The organism is Corallococcus sp. AB032C, from assembly GCF_003668935.1.
Classification (GTDB): Bacteria; Myxococcota; Myxococcia; order Myxococcales; family Myxococcaceae; genus Corallococcus; species Corallococcus exiguus.
In genome coordinates this window covers 1-22,910 of sequence record NZ_RAWP01000134.1, presented here as the reverse complement: position 1 = coordinate 22,910, position 22,910 = coordinate 1, and the positions used below count along the sequence as shown (strand labels likewise).

At 64.8% G+C, this 22,910-nt stretch carries 17 protein-coding genes; 11 read left to right on the top strand and 6 right to left on the bottom strand.

The window, feature by feature from the left end; genetic code table 11:
• Window positions 1–213: 213 nt before the first annotated feature.
• Entirely contained in the window at window positions 214–714 is a 501-nt protein-coding gene (locus tag D7X99_RS36805) for a DUF1579 domain-containing protein (RefSeq protein WP_121781835.1), read from the bottom strand.
• A gap of 120 nt (window positions 715–834) precedes the next feature.
• Here D7X99_RS36805 and D7X99_RS36800 point away from each other — a divergent pair, with 120 nt between their 5' ends.
• On the top strand, window positions 835–1,878 hold the full coding sequence (locus D7X99_RS36800) for an NAD(P)-dependent alcohol dehydrogenase (RefSeq protein WP_121781834.1): 1,044 nt from the start codon (window positions 835–837) through the stop codon (window positions 1,876–1,878).
• A gap of 52 nt (window positions 1,879–1,930) precedes the next feature.
• On the opposite strand, the gene D7X99_RS36795 is transcribed toward D7X99_RS36800, so the two are convergent.
• Window positions 1,931–2,497, bottom strand: a complete 567-nt coding sequence (locus tag D7X99_RS36795) for a TMEM165/GDT1 family protein (protein WP_120565720.1) — start codon at window positions 2,495–2,497, stop codon at window positions 1,931–1,933.
• A 367-nt stretch (window positions 2,498–2,864) separates the two neighbouring features.
• On the opposite strand from D7X99_RS36795, the gene D7X99_RS36790 reads away from it, so the two are divergent.
• The gene (locus tag D7X99_RS36790) at window positions 2,865–3,119 is read left to right on the top strand and encodes a ribbon-helix-helix domain-containing protein (protein ID WP_120597199.1); all 255 of its coding nucleotides are present in this window, start codon (window positions 2,865–2,867) and stop codon (window positions 3,117–3,119) included.
• A 167-nt stretch (window positions 3,120–3,286) separates the two neighbouring features.
• A complete protein-coding gene (locus D7X99_RS36785; protein ID WP_121781833.1) occupies window positions 3,287–3,760 on the top strand; it encodes a hypothetical protein in 474 nt (157 codons plus the stop codon).
• A gap of 13 nt (window positions 3,761–3,773) precedes the next feature.
• On the opposite strand, the gene D7X99_RS36780 is transcribed toward D7X99_RS36785, so the two are convergent.
• Window positions 3,774–4,847: a lysylphosphatidylglycerol synthase transmembrane domain-containing protein gene (locus D7X99_RS36780; protein ID WP_121781832.1), complete on the bottom strand. Its 1,074-nt coding sequence runs from the start codon at window positions 4,845–4,847 to the stop codon at window positions 3,774–3,776.
• A gap of 156 nt (window positions 4,848–5,003) precedes the next feature.
• Window positions 5,004–5,207 carry a DNA gyrase inhibitor YacG gene (locus tag D7X99_RS36775; protein ID WP_120576956.1) on the bottom strand — a complete coding sequence of 68 codons (204 nt, stop codon included), beginning with the start codon at window positions 5,205–5,207 and terminating at the stop codon, window positions 5,004–5,006.
• A gap of 52 nt (window positions 5,208–5,259) precedes the next feature.
• On the opposite strand from D7X99_RS36775, the gene D7X99_RS36770 reads away from it, so the two are divergent.
• Together D7X99_RS36770 and D7X99_RS36765 are read left to right on the top strand one after the other, a co-directional pair.
• Window positions 5,260–6,261: a magnesium transporter gene (locus D7X99_RS36770; protein ID WP_121781831.1), complete on the top strand. Its 1,002-nt coding sequence runs from the start codon at window positions 5,260–5,262 to the stop codon at window positions 6,259–6,261.
• Between the two features lie 34 nt (window positions 6,262–6,295).
• Window positions 6,296–7,285 (top strand): NAD(P)H-quinone oxidoreductase, encoded by a 990-nt coding sequence (locus D7X99_RS36765; protein ID WP_121781830.1) that lies wholly within the window; start codon window positions 6,296–6,298, stop codon window positions 7,283–7,285.
• A 5-nt stretch (window positions 7,286–7,290) separates the two neighbouring features.
• Here D7X99_RS36765 and D7X99_RS36760 read toward each other — a convergent pair whose 3' ends face one another.
• Window positions 7,291–7,719, bottom strand: coding sequence for an MmcQ/YjbR family DNA-binding protein (locus tag D7X99_RS36760; RefSeq protein ID WP_121781829.1), 429 nt, complete (start codon window positions 7,717–7,719; stop codon window positions 7,291–7,293).
• Between the two features lie 86 nt (window positions 7,720–7,805).
• Here D7X99_RS36760 and D7X99_RS36755 point away from each other — a divergent pair, with 86 nt between their 5' ends.
• Together D7X99_RS36755 and D7X99_RS36750 are read left to right on the top strand one after the other, a co-directional pair.
• The gene (locus D7X99_RS36755; RefSeq protein WP_147476375.1) at window positions 7,806–9,353 is read left to right on the top strand and encodes a protein kinase; all 1,548 of its coding nucleotides are present in this window, start codon (window positions 7,806–7,808) and stop codon (window positions 9,351–9,353) included.
• 61 nt (window positions 9,354–9,414) lie between these two features.
• The gene (locus tag D7X99_RS36750; RefSeq protein ID WP_121751327.1) at window positions 9,415–10,452 is read left to right on the top strand and encodes an agmatinase family protein; all 1,038 of its coding nucleotides are present in this window, start codon (window positions 9,415–9,417) and stop codon (window positions 10,450–10,452) included.
• 4 nt (window positions 10,453–10,456) lie between these two features.
• Here D7X99_RS36750 and D7X99_RS36745 read toward each other — a convergent pair whose 3' ends face one another.
• The gene (locus tag D7X99_RS36745) at window positions 10,457–11,464 is read right to left on the bottom strand and encodes a hybrid sensor histidine kinase/response regulator (RefSeq protein ID WP_121781827.1); all 1,008 of its coding nucleotides are present in this window, start codon (window positions 11,462–11,464) and stop codon (window positions 10,457–10,459) included.
• Window positions 11,465–11,721: 257 nt separating this feature from the next.
• On the opposite strand from D7X99_RS36745, the gene D7X99_RS36740 reads away from it, so the two are divergent.
• The 4 genes from D7X99_RS36740 to D7X99_RS44035 form a co-directional block, all read left to right on the top strand.
• The gene (locus D7X99_RS36740; protein ID WP_121781826.1) at window positions 11,722–13,062 is read left to right on the top strand and encodes a trypsin-like peptidase domain-containing protein; all 1,341 of its coding nucleotides are present in this window, start codon (window positions 11,722–11,724) and stop codon (window positions 13,060–13,062) included.
• A gap of 53 nt (window positions 13,063–13,115) precedes the next feature.
• Entirely contained in the window at window positions 13,116–15,059 is a 1,944-nt protein-coding gene (locus D7X99_RS36735; protein ID WP_121781825.1) for a serine/threonine-protein kinase, read from the top strand.
• Between the two features lie 664 nt (window positions 15,060–15,723).
• Entirely contained in the window at window positions 15,724–22,098 is a 6,375-nt protein-coding gene (locus tag D7X99_RS36725) for an FAD-dependent oxidoreductase (protein WP_147476374.1), read from the top strand.
• A 469-nt stretch (window positions 22,099–22,567) separates the two neighbouring features.
• A partial coding sequence (locus D7X99_RS44035; RefSeq protein ID WP_301541144.1) for a YccF domain-containing protein occupies window positions 22,568–22,910 on the top strand: 343 nt, incomplete at its 3' end.

Below are 22,910 nucleotides of genomic sequence, written 5' to 3'. Positions count from 1 at the left end.
GCCATGCCGCGCATGAGCGATGAACGACTCCGCCCGTTGGTGGAGCGATTCGGGCAACTCGTCCGCGAGCACGCTGTCTTCCGAGAGGCCTTCGGACTTATCTGATTCAGATGAGGGGATGCTTCAGCTCTGGGTGAGCACCGGCGGAAAGCGCGCGGCGCCGGGCATTGATACATCAGCCGCCCGGCCCATCCCAGACACCCCGGGCGCCCTTCAGCTCCGGCGCTTGTACTGAAGTTCAATGGCTTTCTGCGGTGCTTCACCCGGCTCGATGTTGAAGTGCGTGATGACCAGCGCATCCGGACCGGTCAACTCGATGTCCACGCGCCAGCCCCAGCGGGGCGACTGCTCACCGGTGGAGTAGCTGCCCGTGACGGAGAAGCGGTCGCTCACCCCGGCCTCTCCCTGCAGGCCCATGATGTCCGTGCCGACGTGGAAGGTGTCCACCCACGACATGGTGAACTGCTTCCCGTCCAGGTGATGGCCCAGCGTCGCCATGCCGGACAGCGGCTTGCCCCCGAAGGAGGACGTGTACTCATACACCACGAAGCGGCCGTCGAGCACGCTCCGGAAGGTGCCGGAGATGGGCGACTCATCCTCCACCTTGTCGGGCTGGAACCACGTGCGCGCGACGCCCTCCCACGTGCCGACCAGGCGGGAGAGGAGGTGATGGGGACCCGCGGACAGGGATTGCTGCAGACGTTCCTGGCTCATGGGCGCGGAGTCTCCTGGATGCCCCCCGGGCAGGTCCACTTGTCCTGACATTCACCCGGCACGGTGGCCCCGGCGTCGCTACATTGCCGCCCCTCCTTCGTTTCCCATCAGGAGCCTTCCTTGCCCTCGACCCCTGCCTATGCCGCACCCAGCGCGAAGGCCGCGCTCGGCCCCTTCACCATGGAGCGCCGCGAGCCGCGCCCCCAGGACGTCCTCATCGACATCCAGTACTGCGGCGTGTGCCACTCCGACATCCACCAGGCTCGCGACGAGTGGGGCGGCGCCCTCTTCCCCATGGTCCCGGGCCACGAAATCGTCGGCAAGGTGTCCCAGGTGGGCAGCGCCGTCACCACGTTCAAGGTGGGTGACGCCGTGGGTGTGGGCTGCTTCGTGGACTCGTGCCGCGAGTGCCCCCAGTGCCTCGCGGGCGACGAGCAGTACTGCGACCGCGGCGCGGTGAACACCTACAACGGCCGTGAATACGACGGCCAGCCCACCTACGGCGGCTACTCCACGCGCATCACCGTGGACGCGAAGTACGTGGTGCGCATCCCGGAGGGCATTCCCCTGGACCGCGCCGCGCCGCTCCTGTGCGCGGGCATCACCACGTACTCGCCGCTGCGCTATTACGGCGTGAAGGCCGGCAGCACGCTGGCCGTCGTGGGCCTGGGCGGCCTGGGCCACATGGCCGTGAAGCTGGCCAAGGCGATGGGCGCGGAGGTGACGGTGCTGAGCACCTCGCCGTCCAAGCGCGACGACGCGCTCGCCCTGGGCGCCACGCACTTCGAGGCCACGTCCGACAAGGCGACGTTCAAGAAGCTGCGGCGGTCCTTCGACTTCATCCTGGACACCGTCTCCGCGCAGCATGACTACAACGCCTACCTGAGCCTGCTGAAGACGGACGGCACGATGATCATCGTCGGCGCGCCGGAGACTCCCACGCCGCTGGCGGCCTTCTCGCTCATCCCCCGCCGGCTCAAGCTGGGCGGCTCGATGATTGGCGGCATCCGTGAGACGCAGGAGATGCTCGACTTCTGCGCGAAGCACCAGGTCGCCTCCGACGTGGAGGTCATCCCCATCCAGAAGATCAACGAGGCCTACGAGCGCATGCTCAAGAACGACGTGCGCTACCGCTTCGTCATCGACACGGCGAGCCTGAAGTAGTCCTCACCGCGAAGCCCCGGCGTCCCTGCACGCCGGGGCCCTTCGCGAAGCCTCAGCCGCGCCAGGCCGTCCAGAGCGACACGAGGCCGAAGAGGAAGAAGAGCGCGGCGGTCACCCACCGCACGTACTTCATGTTCACCCGCCCGGACAACCGATCGCCCAGGAACACCGCGAGGCCGTCCGACACCAGCATCCCCGCCGTCGTCCCCAGCGTCACCAGCACCGGGGCCTGGTAGCGCGCGGCCACCGCCATGGTGGCCAGCTGCGTCTTGTCCCCCATCTCCGCCATGAAGAAGAGCGCCACCGTGGTGAGGAAGGCGCCGAAGCGTGGGGGCTTCCCGCCGTCTTCATCCAGCGTGTCGGGCTTGAGCGTCCACAGGCCGAAGCCCAGGAACAACACCGCCAGGACCAGCGCCATCACCCGCGCGGGGACGTGCGTGGACACCCATGTGCCCACCGATGACGCCAGCGCGTGGTTGGCCACCGTGGCCACGAAGATGCCGCCCAGCACCACCCACGGCTTGCGGAACCTGGACGCCAGCGAGAACGCCAACAGCTGGGTCTTGTCCCCCATCTCACTGGCGGCGACGAGCACGAATGAACCGACGATTGCTTCCAACGACACGATGGCACCCCATCCCAGTTCCTGGCGCGGAGGATGTCGTGGGGTGGAGCGCTTCAGGGAGGAGCGCGCACGACGGACCTCGGCCAGGGAGCGTTATCCCTGTCCGAAGGTCTCGTTCGTCTCGCGCGCTTCACGAGATGGGGGCCCGGGCTGTCACCAGCCAGTGTGTCGAGCGCCCCTCCGCCCCTGTCTGCCGGGCGGGAACTACTCCCCTTACGTGAATGCGCGAGTAACAGCGCACCGGGTGCCAAGTCAACCCAGCGCGCCGCGTGTTCCTTTTTTTGACGGCACGAGAGGCCGACCCCCTAATGCCCAGGCCAGGTCGGTAGCGGCCTGTAGCAGCATTCCTGGAGGAAGCCCGATGCAGGATGGAAGCGCCAGCCCGCTGAGCCCCGACGCTCCGTCGTCCCCGTCCGTGGTGGAACCCGGTGAGGTCCGAAGCCCCGAGGCCGACATCGTCTCCACCCACGTCCTCGTTCCCGAGGAGCAGGTGCACAAGCTGCGCGAGCTGGCGCGCCGCACCCGCATCCACCAGAGCGAGTACCTGCGTGAGGCCGTGGAGGACCTGCTGTCCAAGTACGGCCGCATCCCCGCCAAGACGGAAGGCGAGTCGTGAGCGGCCCCCTGCTCCGCCGCCGTGCCCGCCTGCTGAGTGAGCGGCTGTGGCGCTGGCTGGAGCAGGAGCTGTAATCCTCCCGTCATCGCCTCCAGGCCCCACCTGGAGCGGTCCGGGAGGAACACGCTAGGGTCTGTCGCCTCTCCTTCCAGGAGCCGCGCCCCCTGATGCGTCCCTCCCTGCTGTCCGCAATGCTCGCGCTGGCCGCCACTGGCTGCGCCGCCCCCGGCTTCGAGAAGCTCTACCCCGGCATGACGTCCGCCCAGGTGGCGGACACCATGGGCAGGGGACCGGCGCGGGCGCAGGAGTTCGCGGACGGCTCGGCGGCCTGGTACTTCGACGAGGACCACTGCGTGCTGATGCGCGAGCACGTGCTCGTGGCCAAGTCCACCACGGAGACGCGCACCGCGGTGCGCACGCCCGTGGCCTCGCTGGAGGACGCCACCAAGGCCTGGTGCGGGCCGCCGGGCACCGACGGCAAACGAGAGCAGCGCCTGGAGACGCCCTTCGGCACGTTCAAGGGCACCGTGGATCCCGCCGCCGTCACCGAACAGGTGAAGAACAGCGTGCGCGCCCAGCAGGTGCCTCCCGCGTCCCCGCCAGCTACCGACGGAGGGCAGGCCACCCAGCCCGCCCCGTAGCGGCGAAGAGGCCTCAGGCCGCCGACGAGCGGGTGGCCGCGGTGTCGTCGTCCTTCTTCATCTTCCCCGCCAGCTCACGGAAGGACATGTGGCTGATGGACAGCAGGATGAGGCCGAAGCCGATCTGCTGGAACGTCTGGCACAGCCACAGCACGTTCGCGTAGGCGAGCCCGTGCGCGTTCACCATCGCGGCGGGCATGAACAGCCCCAGGCCCACCTTGGTGGCGGCCTGGAAGGTGCCCATCATCCCGGGCGCGGCGGGGATCATCACGCCCACCACCAGCACGCACATCACGATGTAGGACTGGAACAGCGACAGGTTCATGGGCTCGCAGGCAGTGCCCGCCGCGGCGCCGGAGCAGTCGAAGGCGCGCGCGAGCAGCGCCATGCCCAGGCCGTTCATGCCCCAGTAGGCGAACGTGTAGAGGAAGAAAAGGACGATGTGCTTGCGGTCGGGGAGCTGGCGCATGGCCCCCACGAAGGTGTCCACGACGTCCGCCACCTTGTCCGCGACGCCCGGCGAGAAGCGGCCCACGGTGGCGCGCACCAGCCGCACCGTGCGCTCCTGCTGCCAGAGGCCCAGCAGGAGGAACATCAAGCCGCCGCCGAACACGGCGAACATCAGCCACGCGCCCAGCTTCACGTACCGGACCTCGGGGGTCTCCGTCGGGACGAAGAAGAGCAACACGCGGAACATCGCCGCCACGAAGAGGCCGTCCACGATGCGCTCCAGCACCACGGATGTCATGGCCGCGCTGCGGCGGATGGAGCTGCGCTGGGCGATGAGGAAGGGCCGCGCGAACTCACCCAGCCGGAACGGCAGCACCAGCAGCATCATGAAGCCGATGCCGGACGCTTCGTTCAGCTTGCGGAACGGGATGCGCTCCAGGCCGGAAAGCAGCGCCCCCCAACGCAACGTGCGGAACACGTGGACGAAGGTGAGACACACGCAATACGGCAGGATCCACGCGTAGTTGGCCGCCTTGAGGCTAGCGACCTGCGTGGACACGTCCGTGTCCCGGAAGGCCCACCACATGAAGGCAACTGTGACGAGCAGGCTGGCGATGAGGTTGACGGCGCGTTTCACGGCAAGCGGGTATAGCGTCACTCTCCCCGCGACTCCAGCGGCACGCCCATCCCCTGCCCTCCGGGGCGCACGGACGCGGGCCTTCCGGTGGCACGCTCCCCTGCCCTGTCGTTCAAGCAGTCCGGGAGCCTTCCAGCGCTGGACGGCCGCAACGGCTCAGGCGTCGTGGCGGCGCGGCTCTCCGTCGGAGGGGAGCTCGTCCTCCTGCTGCTCGGCCTGACGGTCGGGCACGCGGTACTCCTCACCCAGCCAGCGGCCCAGGTCGACGGCGCGGCAGCGGCGGGAGCAGAAGGGATGGGAGGTGTTCTCCGGCCGCGGAGGCACCGGCTTCTGACAGATGGGACACGGCGTGAGTGGCATGGCGGATGGAGTCCTAGATAAGCCTTGACGCTCCGGCGGGCCAGGACGTTTCGTGCCCCGACTCGTGCAGATGCCTCCGGAGACCGCTCACACGCTGTTGCAGGGCGACCGGCTGTCCCGGGACTTCACCGCGGTGGGCGTGGAGGACACGGTCGCCCAGGCGATGGAGAAGCTGCGCGCCCACCCTGGCACGGGGGAGATCTTCTACTGCTACGCGTGCGACCCGGACGGCCGGTTGGTGGGCGTAGTGCCCATCCGCAAGCTGATCCGCGCGGCTCCCGACGACCGCATCGCGTCGCTGATGTTCACGCGGGTGGTGAAGCTGCCGGTGGACGCCTCCGACGCGGTGGTGGAGGACTTCTTCGTCACCTACCGCTTCCTGGCCTTCCCGGTGGTGGACGCGGAAGGGCGCATCGTGGGTGTGGTGGAGATGAACCAGTTCGTGGACGCGTTCTCCGACACGCTCTTCGACGAGGTGGAGGGCCGCGTGCGCGACCAGGTCTACCGCTTCGTGGGCCTGCCCAAGGGCGAGGCGAGCGAGACGCAGCCGGGGCGCATGGCGCTCAAGCGCTTCCCATGGCTGCTCGTGAACATCGCCGGCGGGTTCCTGGCGGCCACGACGACGCGCCTGTTCGAGCACACGGTGGCGGAGCTGGTGGTGGTGAGCGCCTTCATCCCCATGGTGCTGGTGCTGTCGGAGAGCCTGGGCGTGCAGACGACGGCGGTCTCGGTGTCGATGGTCACGCACGGAGAGGTGGACCGGAAGGTGGTGACGCGCGAGGTGCTGGCCGCGAGCCTGGCCGGGCTGATGGCGGCGGCGGTGGTGGCGCTGCTGGGGCGCTTCTATTCGCCGGGGTTCGGCTTTCCCCTGGCGTTGTTCGTGGCGGTGACGGTGTCCGCCACGCTGGCGTCGTGCCTGGGCGGCGTGCTGCCGTTCGTCTTCAAGCGGTTGAAGGTGGATCCGCACCTGGCGTCGGCGCCGCTGGTGCTGGCGGTGTCCGACAACGTGACGCTGCTGGCGTACTTCGGATTGGTGACGCGGTTGTTGTTGTAACGGTGGTGGGTCTTCTCGCGGAAGGGGGCAGGTCATGAAGGTCGTGCGCATCACGAAGCCGGGCGGTCCGGAGGTCCTCGCGTTCGACGAGCGGCCGGAGCCGGTGCCAGGGCCCTACGACGTGCAGGTGCGGGTGCGGGCGAGCGCGCTGAACCGGGCGGACCTGCTCCAGGTGCGCGGTGCCTATCCGCCGCCGCCGGACGTGCCCCAGGACGTGCCGGGCCTGGAGTACGCGGGTGAAGTGGTGGCGGTGGGCCCGCGCGCACGCAAGTTCCAGCCGGGCGACCGGGTGATGGGGCTGGTGGGTGGCGGCGCGTGGAGCGAGGTGATCACCACGCACGAGCGCGAGGTGCTGCGCATGCCTCGCGGGTTGGACTTCGCGGACGCGGCGGCGCTGCCGGAGGCGTATCTCACAGCTTACGACGCGCTGGTGCTCCAGGCGGATTTGAGGCCCGGGGAGACGATGCTGGTGCACGCTGTGGCGAGCGGCGTGGGTTCCGCCGCGGCGCTGATCTGCCGGGCCATGGGCGTGCGAGTGGTGGGCACGGGACGGAGCGCGGAGAAACTGGCGCGGGCCTCCGAGTGGGGCGTGGGCCAGACGGTGCTGTGCGAGAGCAACCCGCCGGTGTTCGCGGACGCGGTGCTCGCGGCGACCGAGGGCCGGGGCGCGGACGTGTGCCTGGACCTGGTGGGCGGCGCCTACCTGCCGGAGTCGGTGAAGGCCATGGCGCCCCGGGGGCGGCTGATGCAGGTGGGCTCGGTGGCGGGCGCGCGAGCGGAGTTGGACCTGGGGCCGGTGATGCGCAAGCGGCTCACTCTCAAGGGGACCGTGCTCCGCAGCCGGCCCGCGGAGGAGAAGATGCTGCTCACGCAGGTGGCGGAGCGGCAGCTGTTGCCCCTGTTCGACTCCGGCGCGCTGAAGGCCGTGGTGGACGCGGTGCTACCCATGACGGAGCTCCGCTCCGGGCTGGAGCGGATGGCGGGCAACAGCACCGTGGGCAAGATCGTCGTTCGCTGGGACTGAAGCCGCTACACGCTTCGCTTGCGGGCGGGAGCCTTCTTCACCGCTCGCTTGGGAGCAGCCGCGGCGGGCTCCAGCGCCTTGAGCACCTTGGCGGAGGCGCAGCGGCGCCAGGCCTCCTGGAGCAGGACCTGCAGCAGGCGCCGATTCACGGTCCTCAGACGCACGATGACCATGGGCCAGTCCTGGTAGTGCGGCGTCACCTTGAACATGTCTGGTTTGGAATCCAGCAGGGCCTCGCGGTGGTCGAAGTCCACCTTGATGACGATGGAGTCGTCATCCAGCACCCGCGCGAAGAGCTTGTCGCTCACCCGGAACCCGGGCGTTCCGTAGGAGGGGCGCTCCTCCGTCGAAGGCAACGCCAGCGCCATTTCGCGCACGTCGTCCACCGTGAGCCCGCCCTTGCGCTTCGCCACCGTCTTCTTCCGGGTTGCCATGTGTGTCCTTTCCGTCACGTTGAGACCTGGACTGCTGGGGATGCCGGAGTTTCCGGCCTTCGTCTCCCTTTGCTACCCTGACCCGGGTGAGCGCGACGCAGCCTCTCCCCTTTGGCCGTTACGAGCTCCTGGAGCGCCTGGGCGCCGGGGGAATGGCCATGGTCTACCGGGGGAAATACACGGCGGGCCCGGGCATCACCAAGACCGTCGTCATCAAGCGCGTCCTGGGCGAGTACGCGGACAACCCCGCCTTCGTCGAGATGTTCCTCAACGAGGCGCGCATCTCCGTGGGGCTCAACCACGGGAACATCGTCCAGGTCTTCGACTTCGGGCAGGTGGAGGGCGAGTACTTCCTGGCCATGGAGTTCGTGGACGGCCAGCCGCTGTCCCGCGTGCTCAAGCAACTCAAGGCCAGGGGCCTGCCCTGGATGCCCGCGCCGCTCGCGGTCAGCACCGTCATCGAGCTGTGCCGGGGCCTGCACCATGCCCACACCCGCACGGACGAACAGGGCGAGCCCCTGGGTCTCGTGCACCGGGACATCTCTCCCGACAACGTCCTCGTGAGCTACGAGGGCGAGGTGAAGGTCTCCGACTTCGGCATCGCCAAGGCGCGGCTCGCGGGGCGGCCGGAGACGGAGGTCGGGGTCGTCAAGGGCAAGTACTCCTACCTGGCACCGGAGCAGCTCAAGCAGTGGCCCGCGGACGCTCGCGCGGATGTCTACGCGGTGGGCGTCGTCCTGTTCGAACTGCTCTGTGGCGAGCGGCCCATCACCGGCAATGAGCTGGAGATCTTCCAGCGCGCCACGGAGGGCCGGCACACGCCAGCGCGCAGCCTCAACCCGGGCCTGGATGAGGACCTGCTCTCCATCCTGAAGCGGGCCCTCATGCCCTCTTCGGACGAGCGATACCGGAGCGCGGAGGCGCTGCAACAATCCCTGTCGGATTGGCTGGGCACCCACGCGCCGCGCCTCCCCACCCATGCCCGCAAGCTGTTCATGGCGTGGTGCTTCCAGGAACAGCTGGCCACCCAGCACCGGCCCGTCTCCATTCCGGATCCCTTCCTCCGGCAGCTCCAGACCTGGCGCGACGAACGGCTGCTGGCCAGTCGCGCCATCGTGGACGCCGAGTCCACTCCGCCTTCGCCCGCGATGCACGAGTGGCCCGTGCTCCCCGCGGAGCTGGTTCCCCCAAGCCCGCCCCGGGTTCCCCAAGACGCGCCCGAGGAGAATCCTCCCCCCGTGCCGCCTGAAGTCCTGGCCAGGCCCCGCTGGAGTCACCACTGGCGCAACGGCCTCATCATGGGAGGCGGTGCCTTGCTCGGCGTGCTGGTGCTGACGTGGGTCATGCGCTCGGGCGAGCAGCACAAGCGCTCCTCCGATGTGGCGGACGCGGCCTATTCCAAGGGCAGGGCCTTCCTCGAACTGGGGCGGCCCACGGACGCCCTCTCGTCGTTCCGCGATTGCGTGGAGGCGGAGCCGGACAGCGGTGCGTGCCGGTTCGCGCTGGCCAACACCTACGAGAACCTGGGACGGGTGAAGGAGGCGCGGAAGGAGTACGACCTCTACCTGCGGTTGGGAATCCAGGGGCCCAACTCGGAGCATGCGCGCAAGTTCATGAAGGCCTTTCCTCTCTGAGGGCGGCCAGGCGCCACCGAAGCCATTGCGCCCCGGGAGCGGAACCGTATCCTGCGCCGCCATGGCTACCCACTTCGACCCCGCCGCCGCCGCGCAGCCGGGCTCCGGCATCTTCGGCCTCCCCCACTCTCCCGACGAGGCCCACGTCGTCGTCATCCCCGTGCCCTTCGAGGCCACCACCAGCTACGGCGGCGGCACGTCCGACGGCCCCGCCGCCCTGCTGGAGGCCAGCAAGCAGGTGGACCTGTTCGACGTGGAGACCGGCCGGCCCTACGAGCGCGGCATCGCCATGCTGGAGGCCCCCGCCGAACTGCACACGTGGAACGAGCGCGCCAAGGAGCGTGCCCTGCTCGTCATCGAAGCGGGCGGCATCGACTCCGGCGAGGAAGAGCTGCTCTCCGCCGCCAAGGACGTGAACGGCTTCAGCGAGAAGCTCAACGACCACGTCTACCGGACCGCGAAGCAGTGGATTGAGCAGGGCAAGCTCGTGGCCGCCGTGGGTGGCGATCACGCCATCTCCTTCGGCATCGTCCAGGCCCACGCGGAGAAGTACCCCGGCATGGGCGTGCTGCACCTGGACGCGCACGCCGACCTGCGTGTCGCGTACGAGGGCTTCACCTGGTCGCACGCGTCCATCTTCTACAACGTGTGCGAGCGCATCCCGGGCGTGAAGACGCTGGTCCAGGTGGGCCTGCGCGACATGAGCGAGAACGAGCACCGCTACATCGAGAACTCCGGCGGCCGCATCCACGCCTTCTACGACGCCGTCCTCCAGCAGAACCGCTTCGACGGCCTGCCCTGGAACCAGCAGGTGAAGCAAATCGTCGACAAGCTGCCGCAGCAGGTCTACCTGTCCTTCGACATCGACGGCCTGGACCCCGTGCTGTGCCCGAACACCGGCACGCCCGTCCCCGGCGGCCTGTCCTTCCCGGAGGCCACCGCGCTCGTCGCGGGCGTCGTGCGCTCGGGCCGAACCATCGTCGGCTTCGACCTCACCGAAGTGGCCCCCGACCCGGAAGGCAGCGAGTGGGACGCCAACGTGGGCGCCCGCCTGCTCTACAAGATGATCGGCTGGATGCTGAAGTCGCAGAAGGCCTGAGGCGTCAGGCCACGCGCGGCAGCGACACGCTGAACGTCGCGCCCTGTCCGGGGCGCGACTCGGCGGAGAGCGCGCCGCCGTGCAGCTTCGCCAGCTCCGAGGCCACGTAGAGCCCCAGCGCTTCGCCCCGCACGGGGCCCTCCGGGAAGGGCTGGAACAGCCGGGGCAGCTCCGCTTCGGGGATGCCCGGCCCCGGGTCGCTCACGCGCACCAGCACCTGCTCCGGGGACGCCTTCAATTCCACGCGCACCCCGCCCTGCCTTGCCGCGTTCGACAGGAGCACGTCGAACACCTGCTCCAGACGCTCCGGGTCGAAGCGCAGGCCCACCGCCTCCGGGGGCACCGTCACCTCCACCGGCACGCCCGGCCCCGTGGTGCGGCACCGCGCGACGGAGGCCTCCAGGGGCTGGCGCAGGTCTCCCTCCACCGGCCGCAACGTCACGCTGCCCGAACTCAGACGCGCGGCGTCCTGGAGGTAGCGGCCCATCCGCTCCAGCGACTGGAGCTGCGCGCTCAGCGCCTCCACCGCGCTCTTGCCCGGCGGGGGCAGGTCCCGAAGCGTGCGCAGCTGATCCCTCGCGGCCTCCAGCGGGCCCTGGAGCGACTGCGCCACCCACCGGCTCAGCGCCTCCACGGGCGTGGCGGGCCCCGGGGGCACGGCGGGGGCCTTCTCCAGCACGTCGTGGACCAGCGCCTCGAAGTCGGTGATTTCAAAGGGCTTGTTGAGGAACGCGGACGCATCCGGCGAGCCCTGCTGGAGCACGGCGCTCAATAGGATGATGGGCACCTCGCGCAAGCCCGGCTCCTGCTTCAGCCGGCTGCACAGCTCCATGCCGCTCATGCGCGGCATCATGTGGTCCGTCACCACCAGCCGCGGCCGGTGGACTCTCGCGAGCGCCAGGGCCTCCTCGCCATCCCTCGCGCGCACCACGTCGTGCCCCAGGTCCTCAATCACCTGGCTCAGGACTTCCAGCACCGCGGGTTCGTCATCCGCGACCAGGACGAGACTCATGCGCAACCGCTCCCAAGGCCCCCGCGGGCAGCCAGCAACACGCCGCGCCGGGACTCCCAGGGCTGCCCTTGCTCCCCCAACGCCGCAATCGGCCCAGGGCAAGGACGTTCTGCCTGAAAGTGCGTTCGATCACGGCCGCACCATCTGGTCTATGAAGAGCGGGACGCCGCTTCCAGACACCCAGGGAATGGCTGAGGCCTTCCCGACATTCAGACTGTCTTCCGGGAGACAATTCCCGGCGACGTACGGAGGAAGGCATGAGGGCAGCACACATCCGGTGGGGGCTCTTGCTGTGGGGGCTCGTGCTGGCGCTCCCGGCGCACGCGGACCTGTCCCGGCGCCGCAGCGACGTGGTGGAGGTCGTACAGAAGGTCTCCCCGGCGGTCGTCTACATCGGCACCGAACAGGAGGTGGAGTCGCGCTTCCGGGGCCGGCCCCGCTCGCCGCTGGAGGAGTTCTTCGGCCAGGGGATGGCGCAGCCGGAGACGCGCCAGCGCATCACCGGCCTGGGCAGCGGCGCCATCATCGACCCGTCCGGCATCATCGTCACCAACGACCACGTCATCCGGGGCGCCTCCGCCATCCACGTGGTGCTCGCGGACGGGCGCACCTTCGACGCGGAGGTGGTGGGCAGTGACGCGAACAACGACCTGGCGGTGCTCAAGGTCAACGCGAAGGAGCCCCTGCCCACCGCGAAGCTGGGCACCAGCTCCGATTTGATGATTGGCGAGACGGTGGTCGCCATCGGCAGTCCGTTCGGCCTGAGCAAGACGGTGACCGCGGGCGTGGTGTCCGCCACGGGCCGCACCTTCCGCGCGGACGACCGCGTCTACAACGACTTCCTCCAGACGGACGCGGCCATCAACCCGGGCAACTCCGGCGGGCCGCTGCTCAACGTGGACGGGGAGATCATCGGCATCAACACGGCCATCTACGCCAACGGGCAGGGCATCGGCTTCGCCATCCCCGCGGACAAGGTGCGGCGCATCGTGGAGGAGCTCACGCGCTTCGGGAAGGTGCGCCCCGCGTGGGTGGGCATGGACACGGCGGACCTGCCCTCGCAGGTGGCCGCGCGGCTCGGATGGGACCGCACGTACGGCGTCATCGTGACGAACGTGGATCCGGACAGCCCCGCCGCGCAGGCCGGTGTGCAGCGCGGAGACGTGGTCGCGGAGCTGGGCGGTTCGCGCATCCAGGACGCGGAGGATTTCGACTCGCGCGTGCGCGGCTACCCTGCCCGCTCGGTCTTCCCCTTGGTGCTCTTCCGAGCAGGCGGCAACCGCACGGTGCAGGTGACGCCGGTCGAATTTCCAGCTCGCCTGCTTGAGAACCTGGCGTGGGAGAAGCTGGGACTGCGAGTGAAGGAGAGCAAGGGCGGGATGGCGATTGCGTCCGTGCGGCAGGGCTCGGCTGCCTCGGAGATTGGGCTGGAGCCGGGGGACGTGGTGTTGCGGATGAACAATCAGCCTGTCCCCACGGGTGACACTTTCCGTGAAGCCCTGCTGACGGCGCGACGGGGACGTAGCGTGCTGTTGCTCGTGCGGCGCGGGCGTTACGGCTACCACCTGACGCTGCCTTTCGACGGGCAGCGAATCTAGGCGCGACCCGGGGATTCCAGGATCGACGGGAAGGGCACTAGCATGCCGTTCCCATGAGTTCGCCTCGCTATCAGTCACTCGGCCCCCTCCTTGCCGGAGAGGGCTCGCGTGCCTTCCTCGGACTGTCGATTGAGGAAGGCGCCACGCCCCGCCCCGTGGTGCTCATCTGGGCACCGCCTGAAATCGCGCAGAACCCGGAGCTGGTGGCGCGCCTGGAGCGCGAGACGAACCGCGCCATCGTCTTCGAGCACCCGAACATCCTGCGCGTGCACGGCCTGGAGAAGCTGGACGGAGGCCTGGCGCGCGTCACCGAGTTCGCGGACGGTGAGCCGCTGCGGCGCGTGCTGGAAGCGAACCCGCGCATGACGCCGGGCTTCGCGGCGCTGGTGGTGGCGGACGCGGCCATGGGGCTGCACTACGCGCACGTGGCGGGCAACGACGACGGTTCGCCGCTGGTGCACGGAGACATCCGCCCCGAGACGCTGATGGTGTCCTTCAGCGGCTACACGAAGGTGACGGGCTACGGCGCGCTGTCCGTGGCGCCGCGTGAGCGCGGTGGCAAGCGCGTGAAGAACCGCCGCGCGTACACGTCCCCGGAGCAGCTGTTGGGCGGGCGCGAGGCCGTGAACGTGCAGTCGGACGTGTTCCTGCTGGGCCTCACGCTGCACGAGTGCCTCACGGGGAAGATGCCGTTCAAGGAGTCGGCGGATCCGGACAAGGCGGTGCTCAACCGCGCCCTGCCCCCGATGCCGGCGGACGTGCCGCTGAAGCTGGATGCCGTCGTGCGCCGTGCGACGACGAAGCGGGCGTTGGAGCGCTACTCGTCGGCACTCGCGTTCCGTGAGGCGCTGGTGGATGCGATTGGCAAGCTGCCGACGCACGAGGAATTCGCGGAGCACCTGGCGAAGCTGTTCCCGCCGGAGGCCGAGGCTCGCGCGGCGCGGCGGGCGACGATTGAGAAGGGCATCGCGGAGGCACTGGCGAAGGCGGGCATGCCGACGCCGCAGATCGCGGAGATCATCGCGAACGGCGCGGGGCTCGTGGAGCCCGTGAAGAGCAAGGTGCCGGAATTCTCCTCGGCGGAGAGCAGCAAGCCGGCTCCCGTGCAGGCCGTGGCCGCCGCGCCGCAGGCTTCCGCGCCTGTGCAGCCGGTGGCGACGGTGGCGCAGACTCCGGCGCCTGTGCAGACCGCGCAGAGCACTCCTGTTGCGGCCCCGGTGCGGAGCGCTGCCCCGAGCACCGAGATCCCGGCCACGGCACAGACCGTGACGCCCTCCCCTGCTCCGACTGCATCCACGGAGACGCGGCCCGCGGGCCCCATCTTCGGTGGCGCAGCGAGCCCCACGGTGCAGGCGGTGGCCGCGCAGAAGCCTTCACGCTCCTGGGTGCCGTTCGTGGTGGGCGGTCTCGTGCTGACGCTCGGCGCGGGCGCGGTGATCGTCCAGCGCCAGCTCCAGGGCACGATGACGGTGGAGACGTTCGACGCGGGTCTGCCCATCGTCGTGGCGGAGCCCTTCGACGCGGGCATCGAGGACGCGGGCGTGGACGCCGGTGTGGACGCGGGCCCCGTGATGGGCATCCTGGACCTCACCGTGGAGCCCCGCGTGGAGGTCACGCTCAACAACGCGCTGCTGGGCCGCACGCCGCTGTCCGCGTCGCTGCCGCCGGGCAAGCACCTGCTGACCTTCACCAACGGCGCGCTCGGCATCTCCGTATCGCGCACCGTGACGGTGGCCCCCACGGGCCGGTCGGCGTATCAGTTCTTCCTCAACAAGGCCTTCATCAACGTGCGCGGCCCGGCCGGCGCCAACGTCTCCGTGGACGGCAAGCCCGTGGGCGTCGTCCCAGTGGAAGAGCTGGACGTCTACGAGGGCTACCACCGCCTCAACGTCACCGTGGGCCCGTCGCACTGGCAGAAGACCTTCACCATCGAGCCCGGCCAGCGCGTCAACTTCGACGTGGACTTCCAGGAGCCGCAGGAGGCCGCGGAGGAGTAGGCGCCACGCCGCCTTGGATTCAGAAGCCCAGCAATCCATACCGGGTTGCTGGGCTTCTTCTTTGCCCACGTCGCAACTCATCGCTAATCTTCAAGGCATCAGGCTGCTCAAGCCAGCCTCCTCGATCATTCCGCACACAAGAGTTGTAGCAACGCATTAAACCGCGCGCCCAAGATGAAGTTTGGATCTCCACAAAAGGAACTAGACTGTAACTCCGGACCCGCATTTCTCCCTCTAGAAGGGAGCAACTCAGCACAGCGCCTTCGCATGTTTCACGCATGCCATCCTGGCATTCACTGTAGCCAGATCAACTGCCAAGACAAAGGCCGCTGTGGAGATGTTCCTCTCCGCGCAGACGACGAAACTGGCGCATGAGATGAACTTCGTGACGCGTGGGGCCGCGAAGCCTCTCATACGCAGACTAGCTGAGGTGCCTCTTGCAACCGCAAATCGCGCCCATCCCCCAAGCACAACAGCCCTGTCAAGCTTGAAGCCGGGGCCCATTGCGACTGGCGACTCAGCTTATCTCACTGAATGCCGAACTCGAACGAGATCAGAATAGTGACCCCGTTCCACATTCAAAAACCAAAGAGCGGCTCTCCAAGCAGCTATCCCAGAGGGAAAGCCGCTGACATACTCCGCTCGGGATTACAAAGGAGCCGTCTTGAAAAGCCAGAAAGTTTCCCCCGAAGACATCATTCGCCACATGGAGGTGCCAGAGGCACCTGGTGTTTTCGTCGTTGGGTGTTTCGAGAAGAGGATCACCTTCTATTCGCAACAGGTCCGCGCGCTCAACCTCGCCTACTCACTTCTCCAGACAAAGCGCATTAACCGCAAAGCAAATGTCGCCATTGTCGGAGCAGGCGCAGCAGGAATAACCGCAACTGCCGCCTTGGCACGGCTCGGATGCAACGTGGTTCTGCTGGAGAGGCAGGAAACGATACTGCCACTACAGCGACTCAACCATACTCGATGGCTACATCCACATATCTACGATTGGCCCAAGAATTATGCGGACAATCCGGATGCAGGGCTTCCACTCCTCAATTGGACGGCCGCGATTGCTGGCAAAGTTGTAGAACAACTGGACGAACAGTGGAAAGCACTCCCCGAGCGATCAAAAATCACCTTCGCCACCCATGTCGAATCAATAGCAAACATAAGTCACAACAAAGACGGAAAGATCACCATTGGATGGAACACCTCAAGCTTCCACTCACAGGATTTCGACGCAGTCCTATTAACAGTTGGCTTCGGTCTAGAGAAAAAAATAAGCAGCTTCCCGCTATTATCTTACTGGGACAACGATGCGCTTCACCAGCCCGTCCGATTGAATCCCGAGAAATACCTCATCTCTGGTTGTGGCGACGGCGGACTGATTGATCTCCTGCGGATCCGCCTAGAAAACTTCAAACACGAAGAGATCGTAAAGCGTTTCCTGATCGCTCCCGACCTTGACTCACTTCGCACCCAACTCCTAGACATTGAAGAACAGCTACAAGACGACAACGAAGCGACAAAGAACCTCTACTTAAAATACAAGGACCTAAGTGTCCCACCAGAAATAGACGAGACAATTGGGCGCGCGCTTCGAGGCAGCACATCCGCCGTCCTAAACGGACTTGCACCGTACCCCCTATCCCCCCAATCGAGCATCCTCAATCGCTTTCTGGTTTCTCGACTTTTGTTCCACTTCAAGTCGCTGCGTTATCGACCAGGAGAGCTACAATTTCTACCCAAAGAAGGTGGACGCCATGTCGTAACGTTTCCATCTGGCGATCCCGAAGAGTTCGACAAAATCATCATCCGTCATGGCCCACCGAGCGGCGCCTTCAATGCGGCCTTGCCTGAACTCTGGCGGAAGTGCGAGAAACTGAGGGCAAGAAATGCGCTCGACCAGACGCGCAATCCACTCTGGGACGACGGCTTTTTTGACAACAAACAAACCACACCACCAGACATCACTCCAGCAACAGCCAAGTCCGCCTCCGAACAGCCAAAGCCTTCTCCCCGTCAAATATCCTCAGCGGAAAGCCCGCCTGGAAAATTTTCTGATTTTGACATTAAGCAGATTGGTTCGCCCCAAAAGCAGCACAGTCCCGCCCCCGCTGCGCAAGAACCGAACACTACAACTTCCCGCCACGATCAACCACGCATATTGGTGGCCGGACCCTACTTCGGACTCACACAAGCATCGCGTGCACATGTAGAGCGCCTGTGGAAAGCGGGACTCTCTGCCAAAAACTGCACGACAATTGCCGCCGAGCTAAGGAAGCCTGAAGTCATTCAGAATCATATAGGCGCAATTCTCCGTCACGATCTCATCCTCGATTTGAGCCCTTGGCGCGCGTTCTCGCGATGGACAAGTGACGGCCTTCAAGATTTCGACTCTCCATCAATAGCGCCAGCGGGCACTCCTCTCTTGGTGCTGGTGTCCTCTGCCACAGATACCTCGGGCTCCACAGACGCCCAGCCTGCGAATTCGTTCAAGCATCTTCGGGCGCGATGGAAGGCCATTGAAGCCCGGTACAACCGCCAGCTCTCCGCTAGCGTAATCGGATTAAGTGGCTTCGAAGGTATGGCGGCAGAGTGGTGTCCCACCCTCTCCGACCTATGGCCGACCGCGACTTTTGAGGTGGATTTCGAGACAAAGGGGCAGCTGCCATCGAGCCAAATCCACAAAATCACACGACACATACCAACCGCAGACAGCCTTGGCATCAAAGACTACTTGCGCGCACTCCGTGTGGTCGCTGGCCAGGTGATGCTTACAGGTGAACCTCTAGCACGGCCGATCCAGGATATCTTCATGGAGGTAGAGATTGCGCCTCTCGGACAGAGGAGAGAGACTCCCGGTTCGAGTCGTCAGAGTCAGCCAGACCCGACTCCTGCGGAAAGCACCGAAGAAGACATTCAAGCAGAGATTGATGCCCGAAAGAACGCAATGCTGGGCATTTCCTCGCATTCGGCTGTATCAACCGAGGCCTTATTATCACTCGCGCAGCGAGTCTTCATCTGGGGCAACGCGGGGACAGGCAAATCCACGCTTCTCCGATTGCTCGCCTGCAGAGCAGCAGTAAATGCGCAAAGCCAGAAAGACGCACTTCAGCCCCTCTGGATCCCATGGTTGGAAAATCTACTTACTGACCAACCAGCGGAGCGGCTTGTAGAGCTTGCCATGGCTGCTGTTCACCTTCCTGTTGATCGCACATCTCCCCTGTATCAAGCCCTTCGAGACAGCATTTTATCTGGCAAGGCCCACCTTTTTCTCGATGGCTTTGATGAAGCAGGCAGGCGCGTCCCCAGCATGCTTTCGGATCTGAATGAGGGGCTCTTCTTCCATATTGCCTCCCGTCCGACGCGCGCCCTCATTGGGCGCTTTACGGAAGTGGAACTCAATGGGCTGACGGGGCCTGCCGCACAGCTCTTCCTGATAAGCTACTTCGGCAATCAGCCATGGATCGTCCCTTTACTTCGAGAACTGCGCGCTCTTCCCGACGGCGCACGATGGACCAGGACACCAGTGCTGCTTTCTCTGGCGGGGGCTCTCTACCGCCGTATCAAAAGGCTTCCTGGTACAACTCTCGAGCTCTACGGAGAGGTGCTAGGTGTCAACGAAACCGACGATTCATTCAATCAGCAGCGCCCCCTCGATCACGCGTGTGCTTCTCTTTCTGGAGAGGTCAGCCGTCAATCGATTGTGAAAGAGTTGTCACGTGTCGCCCGCGAGATGCTTCTCCCTGAGACGAGGGACCCACAAGTTTCGTTTCAAGCCAACGAACTGCCTGACGACATGCGGGACGCTCTCCGTGCCTCAGGCCTGTTCATTGGGTTGACACAGCTTCGGTTTGCCCACCTGACATTCGGCGAGTACTTCGCCGCACGTTCGGAGTTCGATCTTTCGAAAGCGAGAGCACGTTGGCGAACGGAGTTTAGTAAAGGACCGGAGGAGGCACTGGAAGTCCTCCCAATGGCACATGCATTTCAGGGTTTAGCTGCCCTCAAAGCAGTCCTAGAGGAAGCGGCGCACGATTCAGCCGATCATTGCATGCTACGGCTCTTGCTAAGAGCCATTAGCTATGGCGGCACAGGCGTCAGCGAGTTCTGCGAAGTGCATTCAGCCGAAGTAATGGCGCTCCTGGTAGGACGGATGCAGATGCCTTCCGGCCGATTTGGTAACGACGAGCGCCGCCTGATGGATGCAGGCGAGCGCGCATTACCTGTGCTGAAGCCCTATTTACAAAGAGGCGTCGGACTTCAGATTGACTACAAGACAGCGCTGGCAGCACTGCTTGAAACGTCTGGCGAAGCAGGAACCGAAGCTCATATCCTGGCGTGGACGCTGGGACTGCGAGTTCCAGAGCGCCGGACGAGCAATTGGTGGGCGACGATCCATAGAATGGCACGATCTTTTGTTCGCTTAGGACTGAGCATCGCGCAGATTATCGAACTAACAAAAGGCGCGGACTCCATCCGCCAGAGCACCGCACTTAAGGCTCTGGCAAAATACTCTGCCTATTGGCCACCGCTTCGGACCCTGCTCAGAAACTCCCGCAATCGACTTCGAGAAGATGCCATTGATTATCTCGAAAATGACGAGGGCGCTCGCGCATTGACTCGAGAGGGCCTATTGGATGACCAAGCGCGCGTCCGGATGACCGCTGTTAAAGCATTGGGAGGCGATAGTACCTCAATCGATGCCCTGGCTAATGCGATCTTCGATCGCCACAGCTTTGTTCGTTCATTCGCAGTAAGAGCACTAGCGCGGCATCCAGAACGGCGGAAAGAACTCCATCAGCTTATTGCGGGCAGTGATCTTGCAGTGGCAGACGAGGCAATCTCCGCTGTCGCTACGGATCCAGGTGCGCTTCACCATCTCAGAGAATACTTTACAGACAGACTTTCCCAGCCACCATCCCACTATCTCCACCACATTGACCAAGCGGCCCAGGCTCTACGCAACGACCCACTATCACGCCAGTCAATTACCGAGGCATTGCGTAGACCGACAGCATTTTTCCGCGCGGAAACCTTGCGTGTTCTTGCCGAAGATCCAGAGTGGCGCCTGCTTGTTCGGAGCCGCCTAGACAACGGAGATCATCGGGCAGTAAAGGCCCTTGCCGATTTTCCGGAATACAAGGCGGACCTCCGAAAGCTTCTGCATGGGACTGATGAAAACCTTCTCATCGGCGCGATTGAGGCATTTGGAGCAGATGCTGAATCCATTGAAGCCATTCGGCCGCACCTTGACAGTCCCGAGCACAATGTGCGGCATAGCGCCATCAAAGCTTTGGGCCAGCACTCGGCAGCACGCCCGCATCTCCGAAGCTTCTTCCGACAAACTGCTGATGCTCGGTGGACGCCAAAGATCCACATTGAACTTCTCCGGTCCCAAGTGCTTCACGAGCTTGCAGGCGACTCCGAATCTCGCCTTATGCTCGAAGACGCGCTGACAGATAAATTTGACGATGTCCGCATCGCTGCCATCAAGGCTTTGAGTGCTCACCCCTTAAGCCGCTCGAAGATCAAGCAGCTTCTTCATGACAGAAGCCAACTCGTTGCAGGAGCTGCACTCGAAGCCTTAGCCGACGAACCTGCGATCCGAGAGACGCTCTTCTCGGCCATCGCTGACGACCTATGGGCTCCGCGCTTGGTGGCGTTCATTTTATTGGCAAATGAAGTGACCCATCGTCAAGAAATGAGGACTCTACTCAACCACAAGTCCATCATACGAAGCTCGCTCTTTCAGCCGCTGTCGCGCGATCCAGAATCCATAGATTTCCTCTACGAACAATTCAAATCACTAAACAGCCCTGAACGCCAAACCTTGATTCATTTACTTAAGGACGATCCCAGGATGAAACGGCTCTTGCGCACAGAGCTTGAGCACCTGTGGAGCACTGGAGATGACGCCCACTTACTTCCCATCAGGGAGTATGCCGAAATCCTCGCTGATGATCAGGAGGCCAAGCCCGTCCTTCGAGCTCTTCTTTTAAGTGAAAATCTTAATATTGCCGCAGAGATCGCACCCGCGATGGCGCGCGATCCTGAATCCAAACCAAGGCTATTTTCATTGCTCTCAAGCGACGTTCCCACCGCCAAGGCTGCAGCCATTGAGGCACTAGGAGCTGACCCGGAAATGTGGCAGCGGCTCAAAGAGACGCTAACATCGAAAGATGACGACTATGCACGCGCCGCTGCCATTCGTGCGCTCTCTGCCGACCCGGAGTCACGCGATATCTTGCGTGACTTCCTATCAGACAGAAATGAAAGCATCCGCAGCGCAGCATTCTACTCGCTTTCAGGAGATCCCGACTCACAGGGGTTACTATGGGAGCGGCTTCGTGAAGAACCGACCGACGAACTGCGCGCGAATATCGCCGAGAGCCTTGCATCAGAGCCTAATGCTTCAAAGCAAAGCCGGGAGCGACTCCGGGCCTGTTTAGCCGACCCAGTGTCCCGTGTCCGACGTGCCGCCCAAAGAGCGCTATGCCCTTCTCCACCACCTCTTGCCTTTCCCTTGTCGCAGGTCCCATCACTTCGCATTCCACTTAGTCTGACTGAAATCCCCAGCATTGGACTGAGTGCAGAGAACTATCATCTTCAGTCGCGTCTAGCCGCTTTCATAAAGTCTCCTGTCTCGTGCGCTCTTGAGGAAGATGTGGAGTTGGCAGAGGCTGTTCTTGGCTGGCTCTGTATTCGACTTGCGTGGTCCGCCCAAGACGGCTCCATGCGGACTGGTCGCATCTTTGGCGAAGTATCCTCGCTTCCCCCATCCCTACTCGCAAATTCGGAGGCATTGGTCATACGTGTTGCAATGGACGCCTCCGAACTCCCCACGGAGCGATTCCTCCACCCGATGCACAACCTTATTGAGGCCTGGGCCGTCGCCAAGTTTTTGCACGCGCGTACTCCGCCCGCGATAGTCTTGGTGTGTGCGGACGTCACATGGGAAGACATCGCGATACAAGAGCTCTCGCCGGGTCAAGTCTGCTGGGGGCCGAGCTACTTTGGATTCAGGCTCGGCAACACACCGTGAAGGGGCGCTGAAGTGCAATTCAACATTGCGTCTGGGCCCAAGCCGGTTCTGGGGCGGATGACTGACTAACGCGCCGTCACCACAGCCGGATCCTCCGACAAGTGGCATGCGGCGCTCGCCGATCGCTGCCGTGGCTCGCCTTAAGGCACCTCGCACGTCATTAGCCGGACGGCTAACGCGTCGTGACTACCGCCTCAACGTCAACGTGGGCCCGTCGCACTGGCAGAAGACCTTCACCATCGAACCCGGCCAGCGCGTCAACTTCGACGTGGACTTCCAGGAGCCGCAGGAGGCCGCGGAGGAGTAGCCGCCGGTTTGCGGAACGCCTCCACGACGAGGCGCGGGGATGGACAGACACCCCGCGCCCTGGCTCAAGCGCTAGCAGCGCGCGCGGCTCCTGAAATCGAGGCCTGACGAAATTCAGGCGGGCTCATGTCATCGACTGACGACTCCAACGTATAAGCCGATCATGAACCTGCTTCTGAACCTGTTGTGGATCATCTTCGGCGGAGGGCTGGTGCTCTGCCTCGAGTACCTGTTGGGTGGACTGGTGCTCTGCCTCACCCTCGTCGGCATCCCGTTCGGCGTGCAGTGCTTCAAGATGGCCGGTCTCGCGCTGATGCCCTTCGGCAAGGACATCGAGGATCTTCCCAGCGCAGGCGCGATGAGCTTCGGGCTCAACATCGTAACCGTCCGGCCAACGATGTGCCGTGAGGGATTGCCGGGGGAGCGGTTCGCGGCGGACGCTTCCGGGCATGGCGAAGCAGGTGGAGAAGCCGGAGTGGGCGCGCATCGCGGAAGCCTTCGAGGCC

Excerpts from the sequence above, each read along its gene's own strand:
- D7X99_RS36805 (WP_121781835.1), bottom strand. The coding sequence starts at position 714 with ATGAGCCAGGAACGTCTGCAGCAATCCCTGTCCGCGGGTCCCCATCAC.
- D7X99_RS36790 (WP_120597199.1), top strand. The coding sequence starts at position 2,865 with ATGCAGGATGGAAGCGCCAGCCCGCTGAGCCCCGACGCTCCGTCGTCC.
- D7X99_RS36785 (WP_121781833.1), top strand. The coding sequence starts at position 3,287 with ATGCGTCCCTCCCTGCTGTCCGCAATGCTCGCGCTGGCCGCCACTGGC.
- D7X99_RS36775 (WP_120576956.1), bottom strand. The coding sequence starts at position 5,207 with ATGCCACTCACGCCGTGTCCCATCTGTCAGAAGCCGGTGCCTCCGCGG.
- D7X99_RS36765 (WP_121781830.1), top strand. The coding sequence starts at position 6,296 with ATGAAGGTCGTGCGCATCACGAAGCCGGGCGGTCCGGAGGTCCTCGCG.
- D7X99_RS36760 (WP_121781829.1), bottom strand. The coding sequence starts at position 7,719 with ATGGCAACCCGGAAGAAGACGGTGGCGAAGCGCAAGGGCGGGCTCACG.
- D7X99_RS36750 (WP_121751327.1), top strand. The coding sequence starts at position 9,415 with ATGGCTACCCACTTCGACCCCGCCGCCGCCGCGCAGCCGGGCTCCGGC.
- D7X99_RS36745 (WP_121781827.1), bottom strand. The coding sequence starts at position 11,464 with ATGAGTCTCGTCCTGGTCGCGGATGACGAACCCGCGGTGCTGGAAGTC.
- D7X99_RS36740 (WP_121781826.1), top strand. The coding sequence starts at position 11,722 with ATGAGGGCAGCACACATCCGGTGGGGGCTCTTGCTGTGGGGGCTCGTG.
- D7X99_RS36735 (WP_121781825.1), top strand. The coding sequence starts at position 13,116 with ATGAGTTCGCCTCGCTATCAGTCACTCGGCCCCCTCCTTGCCGGAGAG.